Raw genomic sequence first — 16,085 nt, forward strand, 5'->3', positions numbered from 1 at the left:
GCCTTCGCCCGCGAGGGCGCCGACGTGCTGATCGCCTATTACGACGAGCACGACGATGCCCGGGACACCGCCAGGCTCGTCGAGGCCGCCGGCCGCAAGGCGGTGCTGGTGCCCGGCGACATCAAGGACCCGGCCCATTGCCGCGCCATCGTCGAGAAGGCGGTGGCGGCGTTCGGGCGGGTCGACGTGCTCGTCAACAATGCCGCCCACCAGGCCACCGTGCAGTCGATCGAGGAGATGAGCGACGAGGAGTGGGACGTCACGTTCCGCACCAACATCCACGCGATGTTCTACCTGACGAAGGCGGCGGTGCCGCATATGCGGCCGGGCAGCGCGATCATCAACACCACCTCGATCAACGCCGATACGCCGAGCCCGCAGCTCCTCGCCTACGCCACCACCAAGGGGGCGATCCAGAACTTCACCGGCGGCCTGGCGCAGCTGCTGGCCGAGAAGGAGATCCGGGTGAACTGCGTCGCCCCCGGGCCGGTCTGGACCCCGCTGATCCCCTCGACCATGCCCGAGGAGAAGGTGCGCCAGTTCGGCTCCCAGGTGCCGATGAAGCGCCCCGGCCAGCCGGTCGAGCTCGCGCCCGTCTACGTGATGCTGGCGAGCGAGGAGGCGAGCTACGTCTCGGGGGCCACCGTGGCGGTGACCGGCGGCAAGCCGATGATCTGATCGTTCGGGACGCTGCCCCGGGTCAGGCTCCGGGGCGGCGATGTCGGCGTGGGGAAACTCGCTTCGGCCCTATGCGGCGGCGGCCAGCGATACCCGGAACACCGTCCGCCCGGTCTCGTCGCGGACGTTCATGGCGAGGATCGCGCCGGCGGCCCGGGCCACGTCGAGGGCGCAGGAGCGCAGGGCCAGGACGGCCTCGGCACGGGCGGCGCCGGCATCGGAGAGAACCACCCCGATCGTGTCGCGGGCGTCCCATGTTCCGGCATCGAGGTCGAAGAAGTAGCGGTGCACGGCATGTCCTCCCTGCTCGCCCTGGTCTTGCCGGGCCCGGCGACCTGCGGCCTTAACGCAGGCTAAGCGAAGTCAAGCAAAGCATGGGCCGCTTCGGTGGCGCGCCCGCTGATTCGGTGCGGCTCTCGCTTCAGCCTATCCCGCCGGCGGGAGGGGCCTCAAGCCGTACGCGACACGTCCGGATGTCGCGTCGCCCGAGCGGTCGAGGTCATGTCGTCGAGATCTGGACGGCATCATCGTCAACCTGGAGGGCGGGCGTGCGGTCGCGCGTCCTCGACGGCAGGGAAGGGGCCTGACGCGACGGACGGCCTGCGCCAGGCAGACTTGCGTTGGCAAGCCAACGCTTCGTCCGCTCAAGTTCTTGTTCGGTCGCAGATTTTTGTCGCGAAACCGGCTACCACTTTTGCGAAATCTGCTTAGGCTCGTCTCCCTGGAGGCCCTGCATGAGCTATCGTCACGTCGTCGGACCGCGGACCTTCGTCTTCGCCGACCTCGCCGAGCTGATGGCGAAGGCGAGCCCGCCGCGCTCCGGCGACCGGCTCGCCGGCCTCGCGGCGGGGAGCGCCGAGGAATGCGTGGCGGCGCGCTGGTGCCTCGCCGCGGTGCCGCTCAGCGAGATCCTGGCCCGGCCGCTGATTCCTTACGAAGCCGACGACGTCACCCGGCTGATCCTCGACACTCACGACGCGGCGGCCTTCGCGCGCGTCAGTCACCTGACCGTCGGCGATTTCCGCGAGTTCCTGCTCACCGCCCCGTCGGAGACCCTGGCGGTGATCGCCCCGGGGGTGACGCCGGAGATCGCAGCCGCGGTGTCGAAGATCATGCGAAACCAGGACCTGATCCTGGTCGCCCGCAAGGCCCGGGTGGTCACGCGCCTGCGCAACACGATCGGGCTGCCCGGCACGCTGGCGGTGCGGCTCCAGCCCAACCACCCGAGCGACGATCCCGCCGGCATCACCGCGGCGATCCTCGACGGCTTGGCTTACGGCTGCGGCGATGCCTGCATCGGCATCAACCCGGTCTCGGATTCGGTCCAGGGGCTGACCGGCCTGCTGCACCTCCTCGCCGAGCTGATCGACCGCTTCGCGATCCCCACGCAAGGCTGCGTCCTCACCCACGTCACCACGACGCTGGAGGCGATGAACCGCGGCGTGCCGGTCGACCTCGTCTTCCAGTCGATCGCGGGGACGCAAGGAGCCAATGCCTCGTTCGGCGTCACGCTGTCGGTGCTGAAGGAGGCGCAGGAGGCGGCTTTGGCGCTCAAGCGCGGGACCGTGGGCGACAACGTGATGTATTTCGAGACCGGCCAGGGCTCGGCCCTCTCGGCGGAGGCGCATCACGGCATCGACCAGCAGACCCTGGAGGCCCGGGCCTACGCGGTGGCCCGCGCCTTCCGGCCGCTCCTCGTCAACACGGTGGTGGGCTTCATCGGCCCGGAATACCTCTACGACGGCAAGGAGATCATCCGGGCCGGGCTGGAGGATCATTTCTGCGGCAAGCTGATGGGCGTGCCGCTCGGGGTCGATGTCTGCTACACCAACCACGCCGAGGCCGACCAGGACGACATGGACACGCTGCTGACGCTGCTCGGCGCCGCCGGCGTGACCTACGTGATGGGCGTGCCGGGGGCCGACGACGTGATGCTGAACTACCAATCGACCTCGTTCCACGACCAGCTCTACCTGCGCGAGGTGATGGGCCTGAAGCGGGCGCCGGAATTTTCGGAGTGGCTCGCCCGGATGGGCCTGACCGGTCCCGACGGGGCGCTGCTGCCGGGCGGGGGGGCGCCGCTCCTCGCGGCCGCGCCGGGGCTCGCGGCGTGAGCCGGGAGGACGATCCGGCCGGGGCCTGGCAGCGCCTCGCCGCCCTGACCCCGGCCCGCATCGCGCTGGGTCGGGCCGGGGCCGGCCTGCCGACCCGCGAGGTGCTGCGCTTCGGCCTCGCCCATGCCCAGGCCCGGGACGCGGTGCACACGCCCCTCGACGCGGAGGCGGTGCAGGCCGGCATCGCGGCCCTCGGCTTCACGCCCCTGATGGCGGCCTCGGCAGCACCCGACCGGGCGACCTATCTGCGCCGGCCCGATCTCGGGCGCCGGCTCGACGAGGCCTCGGCCGTCGCGCTCGCCGCGGCGGCCGGCGATCCGGTCGATCTCGCCTTGGTGGTGGCGGACGGCCTCTCGGCCCGCGCGGTGCACGAGGGCGCGGTGCCGCTGCTGACGGCGCTGAAGCCGGCGCTGGCCGGATCCGGCTGGCGCCTCGCGCCGGTGGTGGTGGCGGTGCAAGCCCGTGTGGCGCTCGGCGACGCCGTCGGGGCCCTGCTCAAGGCCCGCGCCGTCGCGGTGCTGATCGGCGAGCGGCCCGGCCTGTCCTCGCCGGACAGCCTCGGGATCTATCTCACCTTCGACCCGCGTCCCGGCCGCTCGGACGCCGAGCGCAACTGCCTGTCGAACGTGCGGGCGGCGGGGCTCAAGCCCGAGCCGGCGGCGTTCAAGCTGCACTGGCTGATCGACCAGGCGCTGACCCGGCGACTCACCGGCGTGGCGCTGAAGGACGAGAGCGACCGGCTGCTAGCGGGGCCGGAGGGGGTGACGTCGATCACTGGCGGCGCACGCGACAACCCTCCCCCCTCTGCAGGGGAGGGTTCACGCGCGCCCGATCCTGAACAAACCTAGAAGAACGACCTGACCAACCCGCTCACCAGCAGATTCCACCCGTCGATCAAGATGAAGAACAGCACCTTGAACGGCAGCGAGATCACCGTCGGCGGCAGCATCATCATGCCCATCGACATCACGATCGTGGAGACGATCATGTCGATGACGAGGAAGGGCAGGGCGATGAGGAAGCCGATCTCGAAGCCGCGGCGCAGCTCGGAGATCATGAAGGCCGGGATCAGGATGCGCAGGTCGATCTTCTCGCCCTCCTGAGGCTTCGGGAAGGTGCGGCTGGCGAGATCCTGGAAGGTCTGGAGGTCCTTCGGCCGCACCTGGGCCGACATGAACTCGCGGAACGGGTCGGTGATGCGGGTGAAGGCCTCCTCCTCGGTGATCCGGTTCTCCTGCAGCGGGCGCACGCCCTCGCTCCAGGCCCGGTCGAAGGTCGGCGCCATGACGTAGAAGGTCATGAACAGCGACAGGCTGACGAGGAAGAGGTTGGCCGGGGTGCTCTGGAGGCCGAGACCCGAGCGCAGGAACGAGAACGCCACCGCGAAGCGGGTGAAGCTCGTCACCATCACGAGCAGCCCCGGCGCCAGGGAGAGCACCGTGAGCAGGGCGACGAGCTGGAGGATGCGCCCGCTCGCCGCGCCGTTGCCGGGCGGCAGGAGCGCGTCGAGGCCCGGGATGCCGGTGACGCCGCCACCGCCCGCCGCACCCTGCGCCAGGGCGGCGCCGGCGGGGAGGAGCAGGAGGGCGAGCGCCCCGAGAACGAGAGGGAGGCGCCGGCTCACTGGACCACCAATGCCTCGACGATCAGCTCGCGGATCGCCCCCTTGGTGCGCAAGGACACGCGCTCGTTCAGATCCTCGCGCAGGTGCTGCAGGCCGCTCGCCCCCTCGATCTGCGCCGTCGAGAGCGTGCGCAGATAGGCGATGATGTCGGCCTTGATCTCCGCCACCGTGATGTCCGGGGTCGGCAGGCTGCCGGTCTTGAACACCACCGAGGATTCGAGCCGGATCCAGGAATCGGCCGGCTCGGCGAGGTTCGTCACCACCGAGCCGACGCTGCGCAGGGTCAGGTCGCCGGTGTAGTTCAGCACCTTGGCGGCCTTCTCGTGCTCCTGCGCCTCGCGGGTCTTCTGGTCGACCGCCTTCTCGACGCTCGTCATCAGGTACAGGCCGAGGCCCGCGCCGGTGCCGACCGCCACCAGGGTGCAGAGGGCGAGCGCGCCGATCCAGGCCTTGGCGCCGCCCGTCTTCTCGTCGTTCTTGTCCGCCATCGCGCGCTCCTGGATGTCGCCGTCAGAACGGCGCGACGGTCTCGAAGATCTGCTGGCCGAGGGTCGGCGCCTGCACGTCGGTCAGCCGGCCGCGGCCGCCATAGGAGACCCGGGCCTCGGCGATCTTGTCGTAGTCGATGGTGTTCCGGCGCGAGATGTCGCGCGGTCGCACGATGCCGGCGACGTTGAGCACGCGGACCTCGTTGTTGACCCGGATCTCCTGCGAGCCGCTGATCAGCAGGTTGCCGTTCGGCAGCACCTCGGTGATCACCGCGGCCACCGACAGGCTCAAGTTCTCCTTGCGGTCGATGGTGCCCTGGCCCTTGGTCTCGGTGCCGGAGCGGATGCCGGTATCGGCGGTGGCCGAGTCCTTCAGCCCCGAGACGCCGTAGCCGAAATCGAAGCCGAGGCTCGATTTCTGGCTGCGCGAGCGGTCGCTGGCGTTGTCGAACTGCGCCTTGTCGTTGATCAGGATGCTGACCGTCAGCACGTCGCCGATGTTGCGGGCGCGGGGATCCTGGAACAGGTCTGCGCTCGCCGGCGTCCAGGTCGAGTGGTAGCTGTGCCGGCTCTGGAGCGAGCCGAAGGTCGAGGGCAGGGCCTCGCGCGGGGCGGCGAGCCCGGTGCCGATCGGCGTCAGGACCGGCGGGCGGCCGAACTCGTCGAGCTTGCTCTGGCAGCCGGCGAGGGCGAGACCTGCGACGGCCAAGGGAAGAAGGCGGGCGGCGAGGAGGCGGGCGGCCGGAGCTGGGCGGGTCATCACGATCTCTCGTTGTCCTTGCGGCGGCCGGCCTCGGCCATCTTGCGGGCCAGCGACGCGGCGCGGGAGGCCTCCATCTCGGCGAGCACCGCGCTCGCCGTGCGGGCGTTGAGCTTCACCAGGATCGCCGCGGCATTGTCCTCGGGCATGTTGGTGAGCTGGAGCGCCGCCGCGTCGGCCCGCATCTTGGCGTAGACCGCCACGACGCTCTCGTCGGCCTTGGCCAGGAACTCCTTGCGGCGCTGGACCGCCGCCTCGTACTCGGCGCGCTTCTCCTCCAGGCGGCGGATGCGCTCCTCGACCTGCTTCTCGAGCGCGGCGAGCTGCTCCTTCTGCCAGGCGAAGCGGGCATCGGCCGCCGCATCCGCGATGGTGGCGCAGTAGCCCGTCTTGCCCGGGTCCTTGCCCGCCTCCTTCGCGACGAAGTCCTGGGCGGTCGGCTCCTTGGGGGCGTCGCGGGCGGCGATGGCCCGCAGCGCCGCGTCCTTGGCCGGGTCGCTCGCCGCACCGCCATGGCCGTCGCCGGCCGCTAGCGCCGGGCCCGAGAACGCCAGGGAGAACGCCAGCAGGAGGGCCGTGAGGCAGATCCGGGTCATTGCACGACGAGCTCCGCCTGGAGGGCGCCGGCGGTCTTCACCGCCTGGAGGATCGCGATGATGTCGGTGGGCTTGAGGCCCACCTGGTTGAGGCCGCGCACCAGCGTCTGCAGGTCCGAGCCGCCGATCACGGCCAGCCGGCCCTGCTCCTCGCGGGCGGTGACTTCCGTGCGCGGCACCACCGTGGTCTGGCCGTTGGAGAACGGTGCGGGCTGCGACACCTCCGGCGTCTCGGTGACTCGCACCGTGAGGTTGCCGTGGGTGACCGCCACCGTGGAGATCTGCACGTTGCGGCCGATCACCACCGTCCCGGTGCGCTGGTCGACCACGACCCGGGCCGGCACGTCGGGCTGGATCGTCAGGTCGCCGATCTCGGCGACGAGGCGCGGCAGGATCATGTCGCGGGGGCGCTGGAGCACCACCGAGCGCTGGTCGCGCGGGCTGGCGATGCGGCGGCGGAAGCGGCCGATCGCGTAGGCGTTGATGGCGTCGGCCACCATGGTGGCGGTCTTGAAGTCGGGGTTCTTCAGCTCGAAGATCAGCTCGGGCAGGTCGCGGAAGGCGCCGGGCACCTCGCGCTCGATGAGCGCGCCGTTGGGGATGCGCCCGGCGGTCGGCACGCCCTGCGTCAGCTGCTCGGCCTGGCCCTGGGCGGAGAATCCCGAGACGGCGAGCGGCCCCTGCGCGGCCGCGTAGACGTTGCCGTCGCCGCCCGAGAGCGGGGTCATGAGGAGGGTGCCGCCGCGCAAGGAGGTCGCGTCGCCGAGGGAGGTCACGGTCACGTCGATGCGCGAGCCGGCGCCGACATAGGGCGGCAGGTCGGCCGTCACCATCACGGCGGCGACGTTGCGGGTGCGCAGGCGCGCGTCGCGCACGTTGATGCCCATCCGGTCGAGCATCGATTGGAGCGACTGCTCGGTGAACTGGGCGTTGCGCAGGGTGTCGCCGGTGCCCTGCAGGCCGGTGACGAGGCCGTAGCCGACGATCTGGTTGTCGCGCACGCCCTTGAGGCTGGCGACGTCCTTGATCCGGGTGAAGCCGCCGGTGGCGATCACCGGCGCGGCGGCGTGCGTCGGGATGGCCGGCACCAGGCCGACGGCGAGGGCGAGCGCGACGCGGAGGGCGGCGCGCATCAGAAGCCGCCGATCTTGATGCGGCCGTCCGCCATCACGGTGCCCAGCACGATGCGGTTGGTGTCGGTGTTGCGCACCCGGATGGTCTCGCCGAGACCGCCATTCTGCAACGGCGCCCCGACCGCCGTGATGACGAGGCCGTTCTCCTCGAACACCATCTGGGTCGGCGTGCCGCGGCTGACGAGGCGGGGATCGTCGACGGCGTTGACCGGCACCGGCTCGCCCGGCAGCAGCATCCGGCGGGCGGTGCGCCCGACGATGGCCATCGGCGCATCGATCACCGCGGCCCGGGCCCGGTAGGTCGTCGGGTAGGCCTGGAGCCGCAGCATCGACTCCTTGATCGTGTCGCCCGGATAGATCGTCACGGTCGGCACCGGCAGCAGCATCTCGTCCGTTGCCGCCAGGGCGGTGGGCGAGGGAGCCAGGCCGAAGGCGACCGGGAGGCCGAGGAGCGCCAGAAGCAGGAGGAAGCGCCGGAGAAGGGAACGCATGAGGGTGTCGCGCCGGGAGGAGGGGCGCCGCCGGGGCCGGCGACGAGGCAGTCTCACCGAAGTCGGGGTTTCGGAATTCAGGCTTTCGACGCCCGGTCCGGCCGGAAGCCCGGCCTACCGGATGCCCTTGGAGATCGTGCCCGCCATCTCGTCGACGGCCTGGATCACCTTGGAGTTCATCTCGAACGAGCGCTGGGCGGTGATCAGGCTGGTGATCTCCTTGACGGGATCGACGTTCGAGCCTTCGAGGTAGCCCTGCTGGATCTTGCCGTAGCTCACGTCGCCGGGATTGCCGATCACCGCCGCGCCCGAGGCCGGGGTCTCGCGGTAGAGGCCGTTGCCGAGGGGCTCCAGACCCGACTCGTTGGCGAAGTTGGCGATGGTGAGCTGGCCGATATTCTGCTGCGCCACCTGGCCCTCGATCTTGGCGAAGACCTGGCCCGACTGGTTGATGGTGATCTCGGTGGCGTTGTTCGGGATCAGGATCGCCGGGTCGACGGTGTAGCCCTCGAGCGTGACGAGCTGGCCGGTGGCGTTCTTGTTGAAGGCGCCGGCGCGGGTGTAGTTGACCTCGCCGCTCGGGCTCTGGATCTGGAAATAGCCGCGGCCGTTGATGGCGAGGTCGAGCTGGTTGGCCGTATTCGTGAGCTGGCCCTGGCGGTGCAGGTTGCGGATCGCCGCCGCGCGCACGCCGAGGCCGAGCATCGCGCCCTCGGGGATCGCCTCCTGGCCGGCCTGGTTGGGCACGCCCTGCTGCCGCTCGGCCTGGTAGAGCAGGTCGGTGAACTCGGCGCGTGCCCCCTTGAACCCGGTGGTGTTCAGGTTGGCGATGTTGTTGGCGATGACCTCGAGGTTGAGCTGCTGGGCGGACATGCCCGTGGCGGCGACGGCGAGCGCTCTCATCTTTCGTGAAATCCTCAGATCGCCATGCGGCTCAGTTCGAGATAGGCGGACACGACCTTGTCGCGGATGGCGACCGCGGTCTGCAGGCTCTGCTCGGCGGACATCACCGCCTCGACGACCTGCTGGGTCGAGACCTTGCCCTGGATGCCGGCGATCGAGGCGGCCTCGCCGGCGCGCAGGTCGTTGCGCACGTTCGAGGCGAAGCTCGCCATGATCTGCCCGAAATCGGCCGGCGCGGCGCCGTCGGCGCCCGGCATCGCGGCGCCGGTCACCGGGGGCAGCGCGGCGCGCTGGACGGAGGCGGCCGACTCGGGACGGGCGGATGCCGCGGCCCGGTCGAAGGCCGAGAGGGTGAGGGCCTCGATCATCGGATGCTCATGTCCTCAGGAGGTCGATCACGCTGGCCACCATGGCGCGGGCCTGCTTGATCACCTGCAGATTGGCTTCGTAGGAGCGGTTGGCCTCGCGCATGTCGGCCATCTCGATGAGGGAATTCACGTTCGGCAGCTTGACGTTGCCGTTCTGGTCCGCCGCCGGGTTGCTCGGGTCGTACTCGACCCGGAACGGGGTCTTGTCGGTGTCGATGTCGCGGACCTTGACCGAGGCGGCGCCGACCGCCCGGTCGAGCTCGGCCTTGAAGGTCACGGTCTTGCGCGAATAGGGGTCGGCGCCGGGCGCGTCGCCCGTCGACTGGACGTTGGCGAGGTTCTCCGACACCACCCGCATGCGCAGGGACTGGGCCTCGAGGCCCGCGCTCGCGAGGCGGGAGGCGGCCAGCAGGGGGTCGATCACGATCCGCTCCTCACGGCCAGCTTCAGCATGCGGTCGAAGCTGCGCACCACCCCGACATCGAGATTGTGCTGGCGCGACACTTCGCTCGCCTTCAGCATCTCCTGTTCCAGGCTCACGCTGCTGGAGGTCTCGAGCACGTCCCAGCCGGACTTGTCGGGCCGCACCGGGACGCCGAGGCCGGGGGCGTGGAGATGCGCCTGCGCGGTCGTCGCCATATCGCTGGCAGCGCTGGCGAGCACCTGGGCGAAGGCCCCGGTGTCCCGGGCCTTGTAGCCCTGGGTGTTGGCATTCGCCACGTTGCCGGCGATCACCGACTGGCGCACCGACAGGTAGCGGGTGTGCAGCGAGGCGAGATCGAACAGGTAGATTCCCGTCACGCGAACCCCTCCATGTCCGTCACTCCTTATGTCCCGAAACGACCCGACGCCCGGGCCCTGCCGCGTAACGGCGGGTTTAGAAGCGCTACCTTGCCCGAGGCTGGCGGAGCTGGCGGGCCTCCGGCGAGGCGCGCCCGGCGATGATCCGGCCGGGGAGTGGCCATCCCTGCGCCTTGACAGGGACGGCCACTCCCCGGCACTGGCGCGGGGCACCCGCCCCAGGCTTCCCTCCGCACCATGCTTCCGGCCCTGCTGCCCTCCGAGCCGGTCTTCCTCCCGGTCCAGGCCCGCTACGCGGGCGGCGCGGGGCCGGGCGCGCGCGAGGGCGAGCACGCGATCACCGCCAACAACCGCTGGTCCCGGGTGCAGCTCACCTTCCGCCACCTGCCGGCGGAGGCCTGGTGCTGCCTGGAGGTGCGTCTCGCCTGGGCGGCCGAGGAGGAGGGGGGCCAGGCCCTCGACTTCCTCCTCGCGGGCTTCGACTTCCTGGCCGCCGACGGGTCGAGCCTCGATGTCGAGCACGTGCCCGGCCTCGCCCGCTCCCTGCTCGATCCGCACAGCGCCTGGATCGCCGGGCCGGCCTGCCAGCCCGCCGGCAGCGAGTTCGTCCGGGCGGCGCCGGTAAGGATCGCCTTCGGGGTGCCGCCCCAGGCGCGCGGCCTTTCGCTCACGCTCCGCTCCTGGCGCAACACGGAAGGGGTCACGGTCGCCGAACCGCGCCTTCGTCCCGGTACGCCGCTGGGAGCGGGCGCGTTCCGCCGCCGCCGCCTCGGGCCGCAGCCCGAGCCCCTGCGCCACGGCCTCGTCCCGGGCCTCGGCCTCGTGGTGCGCGGGCAGATCCACGCCGCGCGGCCCGACGAGCACGCCGCGCGGGTCAGCCTCGTCTACCGCGACCGCGACGGGGCGGAGATCCCGCCGCCCTATCCGGGCACCGTCGCGGTGCCGGGGCTGGGGGCGAAGCCGGGTACCGAGGAGCCGGGCGAAGGGGCGAGGCCGGGCGAAAGGGCGAGGCCGGGCGAAAGGGCGAGGCCGGTCTTGGGCGCGGCGATCAACCTGCCGGCCCAGCCGCAGGCGCGCCGCTTCACCCTCGACCTGGAGCCGCCGCCGGGCGCGACCTCCCTCGATCTCGGCTTCTGCACCTGGGAGGAGGAGGGCGAGCGTCTGCCCGTCGTGGAGCTGCTCGGGCCGCCGGAAGTGGCGCTCGAGGATCGCTTCCGGCTCGAGAGCCTGTGCGGCGACGACCTCCTCGACGCGCCGGGCTTCCTCGCCCGCCTCTCGGCCCGGCTCGATCGCGACCCGGGCGCCGAGGCTGCCTGGATCCCCGGGCCCGGGGAAGCCGGCGCCGCCGCCCTGCCGCTCGCCCGCGCCCGGTCCTTGCGGGCCGAGGCCGAGCGCCCGGTCGGCTTGAGGCCCGATGGCAACCTGTCCTTGCGGCTCGCCGGCTGCCCGGACTGGGTCCTGCCGGAATCCCCGGATTTCCGCGAGGACCCGTTCCGCGCCATGCCCTCCCGCGCCATCCCCTGGCGCCTCGCCTACCACTCCCTGACCTGGCTGCTGCCCCTCGCCGAGGCGGTGCCGGCCCGGGCGCTCGCCCTCGCGCAGGCCTGGTCGCGGGCCAATCCCTGGGGCCAGCCGGCCGATCCCCTGAGCCTGCATCCCGGAGCGCTGCCGGCACGGGCCGAGGTGTGGATCGGGCTCCTGGCGCTTCCCGGTGCGGGGGCGGCGGCGCCCGTCCTGACCGGGGAGGCGGTACGGCACGGCTTCGCCCTGGCGGAGATCGTCGGGCAGAACACCTTCGGGCAGAGCCTGCACCAGCTCCAGGCCGCCGCCGCGCTCCTGGCGCTGGCCCGCGCCCTGCCGCGCCTGCCGCTCTCGAGCCACTGGGACGCGCTCGCCCGCGAGAGCCTGCGCGACGGCGTGCCGATCCTCCTTCCCGCGGACGGGCACTTCGCGGATTCCTCGCTCCACCGGCGCCTCGACCTCATCACCCTCGGGCGGGCGCTGCGGGAGCCCCTCGGCGAGGCGGCGCCCGGCCCCCTCGTCGCCGCCCGGACGGAGGCGGCCCTGTCGGACCTCGCCGGCCTCATCGATCCGGGCGGGCGGCTGCCGCCCTTCGGCGAGGTGTTCTCCGGCACCGACGATGCCGGCTGGATCGGCCGGCTGCGCGGCAGCACGGGGCTGGTGGCGCAGCGCCCCGCCGCCACGTCGACGGCCGCGGCCTCCTCGACGCTCCTTCCCGATGGCCTGTCCGCCCGCCACGAGACCGCCGGGCGGGGCTGGGCCCACTTCGCCTGCACCTTCGCCGAGACCTCGCCCCAGGGCCACGCCGATTGCAGCTCCTACGTCTATGCGGCGGGTGCGACGCGCTGGATCGTCGAGGCCGGCGGCTCGGAGCAGGTCGAGATCGGGGCGGCGCGCCACTACCTGCTCTCGGCCCGCGCCCACAACATCGCGGTGGTTGATGGGCACGAGCCGGTGGCCGGGCGCGGCTTCCACCGCGGCAGCCTCGCGCTGCCGGGCGCCGTCGCCCATGCGGTCGAGACCACCATTCACGGGCCGGGCTTCCGCCACCTGCGGGTCTTCGTGCTGCCGCACGACCTGTCGGGCCTCGCGGTGATCGACCGCTTCGCCTCGCACGAGGGCGGTCCCCTGACCTTCCGGGCCTTCGCGCAGCTCGCACCCGAGACCCTGGCGGCCATCGAGGGGCCGCGCCGGGTGCAGGCCCGCCAGGGCGGCCGGCGCCTCGGCCTGGTGCCGTTCGCGATCGCCGGCCGGGTGGCGGGCCTCGAGGCCGTGATCGGCCGCGGCGACCGGCCCGGCACCATGCAGGGCTTCGTCGTCGGCCGCCCCGGCCTCCTCGAACCCGCCTGCACCCTGCGCTACACGGTCTCGGGCCGCGGCACGGTCTGCGGCGGCCTGCTGATGGCGGTCGACGGCCCGGCGGAGGATTCGCTCGCGCGGGTGCTGGCGCGGGAGGAGCTGGGCCGGTTCCTGGAGCGGCTCTGACAGGGAGGCCACGGGTCTCGCCCGGTCCTTCATCCGCGAAAAAATTTCCGCCGTCTCCCGGGAACACGGAGCGGATTCGGCGCTTCGTTCCGAATGCCGCAGGGTCACGGACGGCGCGGGGAAGGGCGACAGGATCGACCGGCGCCGTCCCGCGCGCGTGACCCGGCCCCCTCTCGCCCGAGCCGATTCCCGATGCACGACCCGGACGCACGGCCCTACCAGCCCATCGAGGCCTACGGGCTCATCAGCAACTGCCACGGCTGCGCCCTCGTCGCCCGCGACGGATCGATCGACTGGGCCTGCCTCGAACGGTTCGATGCACCCCCGGTCTTCTCCCGCCTGCTCGACCGCAGGCGCGGCGGCTTCTTCGCCCTCGCGCCCGAGGGGCGCTTCGAGAGCGCCCGGCTCTATCTCCCGGGCACCAACATCCTCGAGACCACCTTCACCTGCGCCACCGGGGCGGCGACGGTGCACGACTTCATGCTCGCTCCCGAGCCTGGCCGGGCGCTGCCCTGCCTGGTGCGCCTGGTCTCGGGCGTGTCCGGCGAGGTGCCGATGCGCGCGGTCTACCGGCCGCTGGCGGGCTTCTCCGAGACCTTCCCCACGCTTGGCCCGGTTCCGGGCGGCGCCGGCGCCGCGGGGCTGCCGGACCTGATCGCCGATTGTCCCGTCGCGATCGAGGGGACCGACGCGGTAGTCCGGTTCACCATCGCGCATGGCGGCGAGCAGGCCTTCGCGCTCTATCCCGGCGGGGCGGCGACACGCGACGTCCTGCGCCCCCGCGAGTTGATGGAGACGGCGCGCCGGGCCTGGACCGGCTGGTCGGTCGGGGCGGCCTATGACGGGCCGCTCGCCGACCAGCTCCTGCGCAGCGCGCTCACCCTCAAGGCGCTGACCTACGCACCCTCGGGCGCCATGGTGGCGGCCGCCACCACCTCGCTGCCGGAGGAGATCGGCGGCATCCGCAACTGGGACTACCGGTTCTGCTGGATCCGCGACGCCTGCCTGTCGTTCTACGTGCTGAAGAAGTTCGGCATGGTGGCGGAGGCGGAGGCGTTCTTCCGCTTCGTCGGCACCCTGGCCGAGCGCGACGAGGGGGGATTGCGCCCGCTCTACGCCATCGCCGGCGAGACCGACCTCACCGAGCACGAGGCCGCCCATTTCGAGGGCTGGCGGGGCAGCGCCCCGGTGCGCTACGGCAACGAGGCGGCCGAGCAGCACCAGAGCGACGCCTACGGCCAGGTGCTCGACCTCATCCACCTGTATCGCAGCCTCGGCGGCACGATCCCCGAGGCGATGGAGCGCCAGGCGATCCGGCTGGCCGACTTCGCCGCCGCCCACTGGCACGAGAAGGATGCCGGCCTGTGGGAGCCGCGCAAGCCCGAACAGCACTACCTGCACGCCGCGATCATGAACTGGGTCGCGATCGACCGCGCCATCCGGCTGTTCGGCGAGCGGCCGCACTGGCGCGCGGCGCGGGAGGCGATCGTGGCCCGGGTCAACGGCGAGGGGGTGCACCCGCGCGAGGGCTACTACCCGCAATATATCGGCGGCGACGACCCCGACGCGGCGCTCCTGATCGCCCCGATGGTGGGGTTTCCCGTCGACGAGGCGGTGTTCGCCCGCACGGTCGAGGTCGTGATCGCGCGGCTCGGCCACGGCCCGCTCGTCTATCGCTACCGCAACGACGACGGGCTGCCGGGCCACGAGGGCACCTTCCTGATCTGCGCCTTCTGGCTCGTCGATGCGCTGGCCTGGCTCGGCCGGATCGAGGAGGCGCAGACCCGATTCGACGCCTTGCGGGCGCTCCAGAACGACCTCGGCCTCTACGCCGAGGAGGTGGCGGAGGACCGCACCTTTCTGGGCAACTTTCCCCAGGCCTTCAGCCATCTCGCCTTCATCCACAGCGCCCTCGTCCTCGACCTCGCGGCCCAGGGCGGTCGGGCGGCGGTGGCCGGCACCTATGCCGACCGCACCCTGCGCGAGACGCGCTGGCGCCGGGTGCCGTGGATCGTGCCGCCGGCGGACAAGACGGGAAAGGGCGAGAGCACCGGCTCGCTGCCACACAGCCGAAGAACCATTCCCGGGAGCTGATCAGGACACCCTTCCCCCGAGACACCTTTCCCCTAATACCGTCGCGCCTTCGAACAGACTTGTTCGAAGGCGCGAGGCAAGCCCGAACGGGCGTCGGCGCTTGTGCGCCGGACACCTTCGCATCGACACGTCGATGCGAAGGCGCGGGGGTATAAGACACTCTGCATCGGCGAGCCTGGACGCGATTAACCCGATCTTGAAGCGACGACGGCCATTCGTTGGTGAGCGAACGAGATTGGCGGGAACCATCATGGTCAAGTGGCGCGGTCTCGCCGGTCTGGTCGTCGCGCTCGGCCTCCTCGTGCCCGGACCGGCGCAGGCCGAGGGCTTGCCGCTCACCTGGCCGGTCTTCGACGCGCCGCCCTTCACGATCACCGAGGGCGAGCACCGCGAGACCGGCATCTTCGACCGGATCCGCCGGCTCCTGGCCTCACGGCTGACCGATTACAGCATCACGAGCGTGACGGTGCCGTTCCCGCGCATCGTCACCGAGCTGAAGAACGGCGCGGAATGGTGCTTCGTCGGCGGCGTGAAGACGCCCGAGCGCGACTCCTTCGCGGTGTTCTCGCGGCCGGTGGCGATGTTCTATCCGCTGCGCGTCGTCGTGCATGCCTCGAAACGCGCCCGCTTCGAGGCGCTCGGGCCGCTCTCCCTCCGCAGCCTGCTGACCGAGCACCAATCCTTGCGCACCAGCATACTGCGCGACCGTGCCATCGCACCGGCGGTCGATGCCCTGTTCCGCGAGCACCCGCCGGGGCAGACCTACGCCCGGTTCATCGAGGCGTACCGCATGCTGCTGAGCGACCGGCTCGACTACCTCGTCGATTTCTCGAGCATCACGGCCTACAATGCCCGCCAGATCGGGGCGCCGGACGCCTTCGTGGGCCTGCCCTTCGCGGAGAGCCCCGAACCGGTCTTCGCCCGGGTGATGTGCGCCGGCACGCCGTGGGGCCGCGAGGTGGTGGCGCGCATCGACGCGGTGCTGGCGGAGGAGCGGGCGAGCCCGGCCTATCGCAGCATCGTGCAGGC

At 71.8% G+C, this 16,085-nt stretch carries 17 protein-coding genes; 6 read left to right on the top strand and 11 right to left on the bottom strand.

Going from position 1 to position 16,085, the window contains the following annotated elements:
- On the top strand, positions 1–678 hold a 678-nt coding region (locus VQ03_RS13365; RefSeq protein ID WP_048451378.1), incomplete at its 5' end, for an SDR family oxidoreductase.
- Between the two features lie 69 nt (positions 679–747).
- Here VQ03_RS13365 and VQ03_RS13370 read toward each other — a convergent pair.
- Entirely contained in the window at positions 748–969 is a 222-nt protein-coding gene (locus VQ03_RS13370; protein WP_048451379.1) for a DUF6894 family protein, read from the bottom strand.
- A gap of 443 nt (positions 970–1,412) precedes the next feature.
- Here VQ03_RS13370 and VQ03_RS13375 point away from each other — a divergent pair, with 443 nt between their 5' ends.
- Both VQ03_RS13375 and eutC read left to right on the top strand, forming a co-directional pair.
- Entirely contained in the window at positions 1,413–2,792 is a 1,380-nt protein-coding gene (locus VQ03_RS13375; protein ID WP_048451380.1) for an ethanolamine ammonia-lyase subunit EutB, read from the top strand.
- A complete protein-coding gene (eutC, locus tag VQ03_RS13380; RefSeq protein ID WP_083467980.1) occupies positions 2,789–3,640 on the top strand; it encodes an ethanolamine ammonia-lyase subunit EutC in 852 nt (283 codons plus the stop codon). Before VQ03_RS13375 ends, eutC begins: the two co-directional genes overlap by 4 nt.
- Here eutC and fliP read toward each other — a convergent pair.
- The 10 genes from fliP to VQ03_RS13430 form a co-directional block, all read right to left on the bottom strand.
- Positions 3,637–4,416 (bottom strand): flagellar type III secretion system pore protein FliP, encoded by a 780-nt coding sequence (gene fliP / locus VQ03_RS13385; RefSeq protein WP_048451381.1) that lies wholly within the window; start codon positions 4,414–4,416, stop codon positions 3,637–3,639. The genes eutC and fliP overlap by 4 nt on opposite strands.
- Positions 4,413–4,904 carry a flagellar basal body-associated FliL family protein gene (locus tag VQ03_RS13390; RefSeq protein ID WP_048451382.1) on the bottom strand — a complete coding sequence of 164 codons (492 nt, stop codon included), beginning with the start codon at positions 4,902–4,904 and terminating at the stop codon, positions 4,413–4,415. The genes fliP and VQ03_RS13390 overlap by 4 nt, the downstream gene beginning before the upstream one ends.
- Before the next feature lie 22 nt (positions 4,905–4,926).
- Positions 4,927–5,664 (bottom strand): flagellar basal body L-ring protein FlgH, encoded by a 738-nt coding sequence (gene flgH, locus VQ03_RS13395; RefSeq protein WP_048451383.1) that lies wholly within the window; start codon positions 5,662–5,664, stop codon positions 4,927–4,929.
- Positions 5,664–6,260 (bottom strand): MotE family protein, encoded by a 597-nt coding sequence (locus VQ03_RS13400; protein ID WP_048451384.1) that lies wholly within the window; start codon positions 6,258–6,260, stop codon positions 5,664–5,666. Before VQ03_RS13400 ends, flgH begins: the two co-directional genes overlap by 1 nt.
- On the bottom strand, positions 6,257–7,393 hold the full coding sequence (flgI, locus tag VQ03_RS13405; RefSeq protein WP_048451385.1) for a flagellar basal body P-ring protein FlgI: 1,137 nt from the start codon (positions 7,391–7,393) through the stop codon (positions 6,257–6,259). Before flgI ends, VQ03_RS13400 begins: the two co-directional genes overlap by 4 nt.
- Entirely contained in the window at positions 7,393–7,884 is a 492-nt protein-coding gene (gene flgA, locus VQ03_RS13410) for a flagellar basal body P-ring formation chaperone FlgA (protein ID WP_048451386.1), read from the bottom strand. The genes flgI and flgA overlap by 1 nt, the downstream gene beginning before the upstream one ends.
- Positions 7,885–7,998: 114 nt before the next feature.
- Positions 7,999–8,787 (bottom strand): flagellar basal-body rod protein FlgG, encoded by a 789-nt coding sequence (gene flgG / locus VQ03_RS13415; RefSeq protein WP_048451387.1) that lies wholly within the window; start codon positions 8,785–8,787, stop codon positions 7,999–8,001.
- Between the two features lie 14 nt (positions 8,788–8,801).
- Complete coding sequence (gene fliE / locus VQ03_RS13420; RefSeq protein ID WP_048451388.1) at positions 8,802–9,155, bottom strand: flagellar hook-basal body complex protein FliE; 354 nt, start codon at positions 9,153–9,155, stop codon at positions 8,802–8,804.
- 7 nt (positions 9,156–9,162) lie between these two features.
- Entirely contained in the window at positions 9,163–9,579 is a 417-nt protein-coding gene (gene flgC, locus VQ03_RS13425) for a flagellar basal body rod protein FlgC (protein ID WP_048451389.1), read from the bottom strand.
- Positions 9,576–9,956 carry a flagellar basal body protein gene (locus VQ03_RS13430; RefSeq protein ID WP_048451390.1) on the bottom strand — a complete coding sequence of 127 codons (381 nt, stop codon included), beginning with the start codon at positions 9,954–9,956 and terminating at the stop codon, positions 9,576–9,578. Before VQ03_RS13430 ends, flgC begins: the two co-directional genes overlap by 4 nt.
- Before the next feature lie 237 nt (positions 9,957–10,193).
- On the opposite strand from VQ03_RS13430, the gene VQ03_RS13435 reads away from it, so the two are divergent.
- The 3 genes from VQ03_RS13435 to VQ03_RS13445 all read left to right on the top strand — a co-directional run.
- On the top strand, positions 10,194–12,962 hold the full coding sequence (locus tag VQ03_RS13435) for a heparinase II/III domain-containing protein (RefSeq protein WP_053078564.1): 2,769 nt from the start codon (positions 10,194–10,196) through the stop codon (positions 12,960–12,962).
- A gap of 192 nt (positions 12,963–13,154) precedes the next feature.
- The gene (locus VQ03_RS13440) at positions 13,155–15,056 is read left to right on the top strand and encodes a glycoside hydrolase family 15 protein (RefSeq protein ID WP_083467981.1); all 1,902 of its coding nucleotides are present in this window, start codon (positions 13,155–13,157) and stop codon (positions 15,054–15,056) included.
- Between the two features lie 250 nt (positions 15,057–15,306).
- Positions 15,307–16,085: transporter substrate-binding domain-containing protein (locus tag VQ03_RS13445; protein WP_053078565.1), on the top strand; the 779-nt coding region annotated here is incomplete at its 3' end.

Source organism: Methylobacterium tarhaniae (assembly GCF_001043955.1).
GTDB lineage: Bacteria > Pseudomonadota > Alphaproteobacteria > Rhizobiales > Beijerinckiaceae > Methylobacterium > Methylobacterium tarhaniae.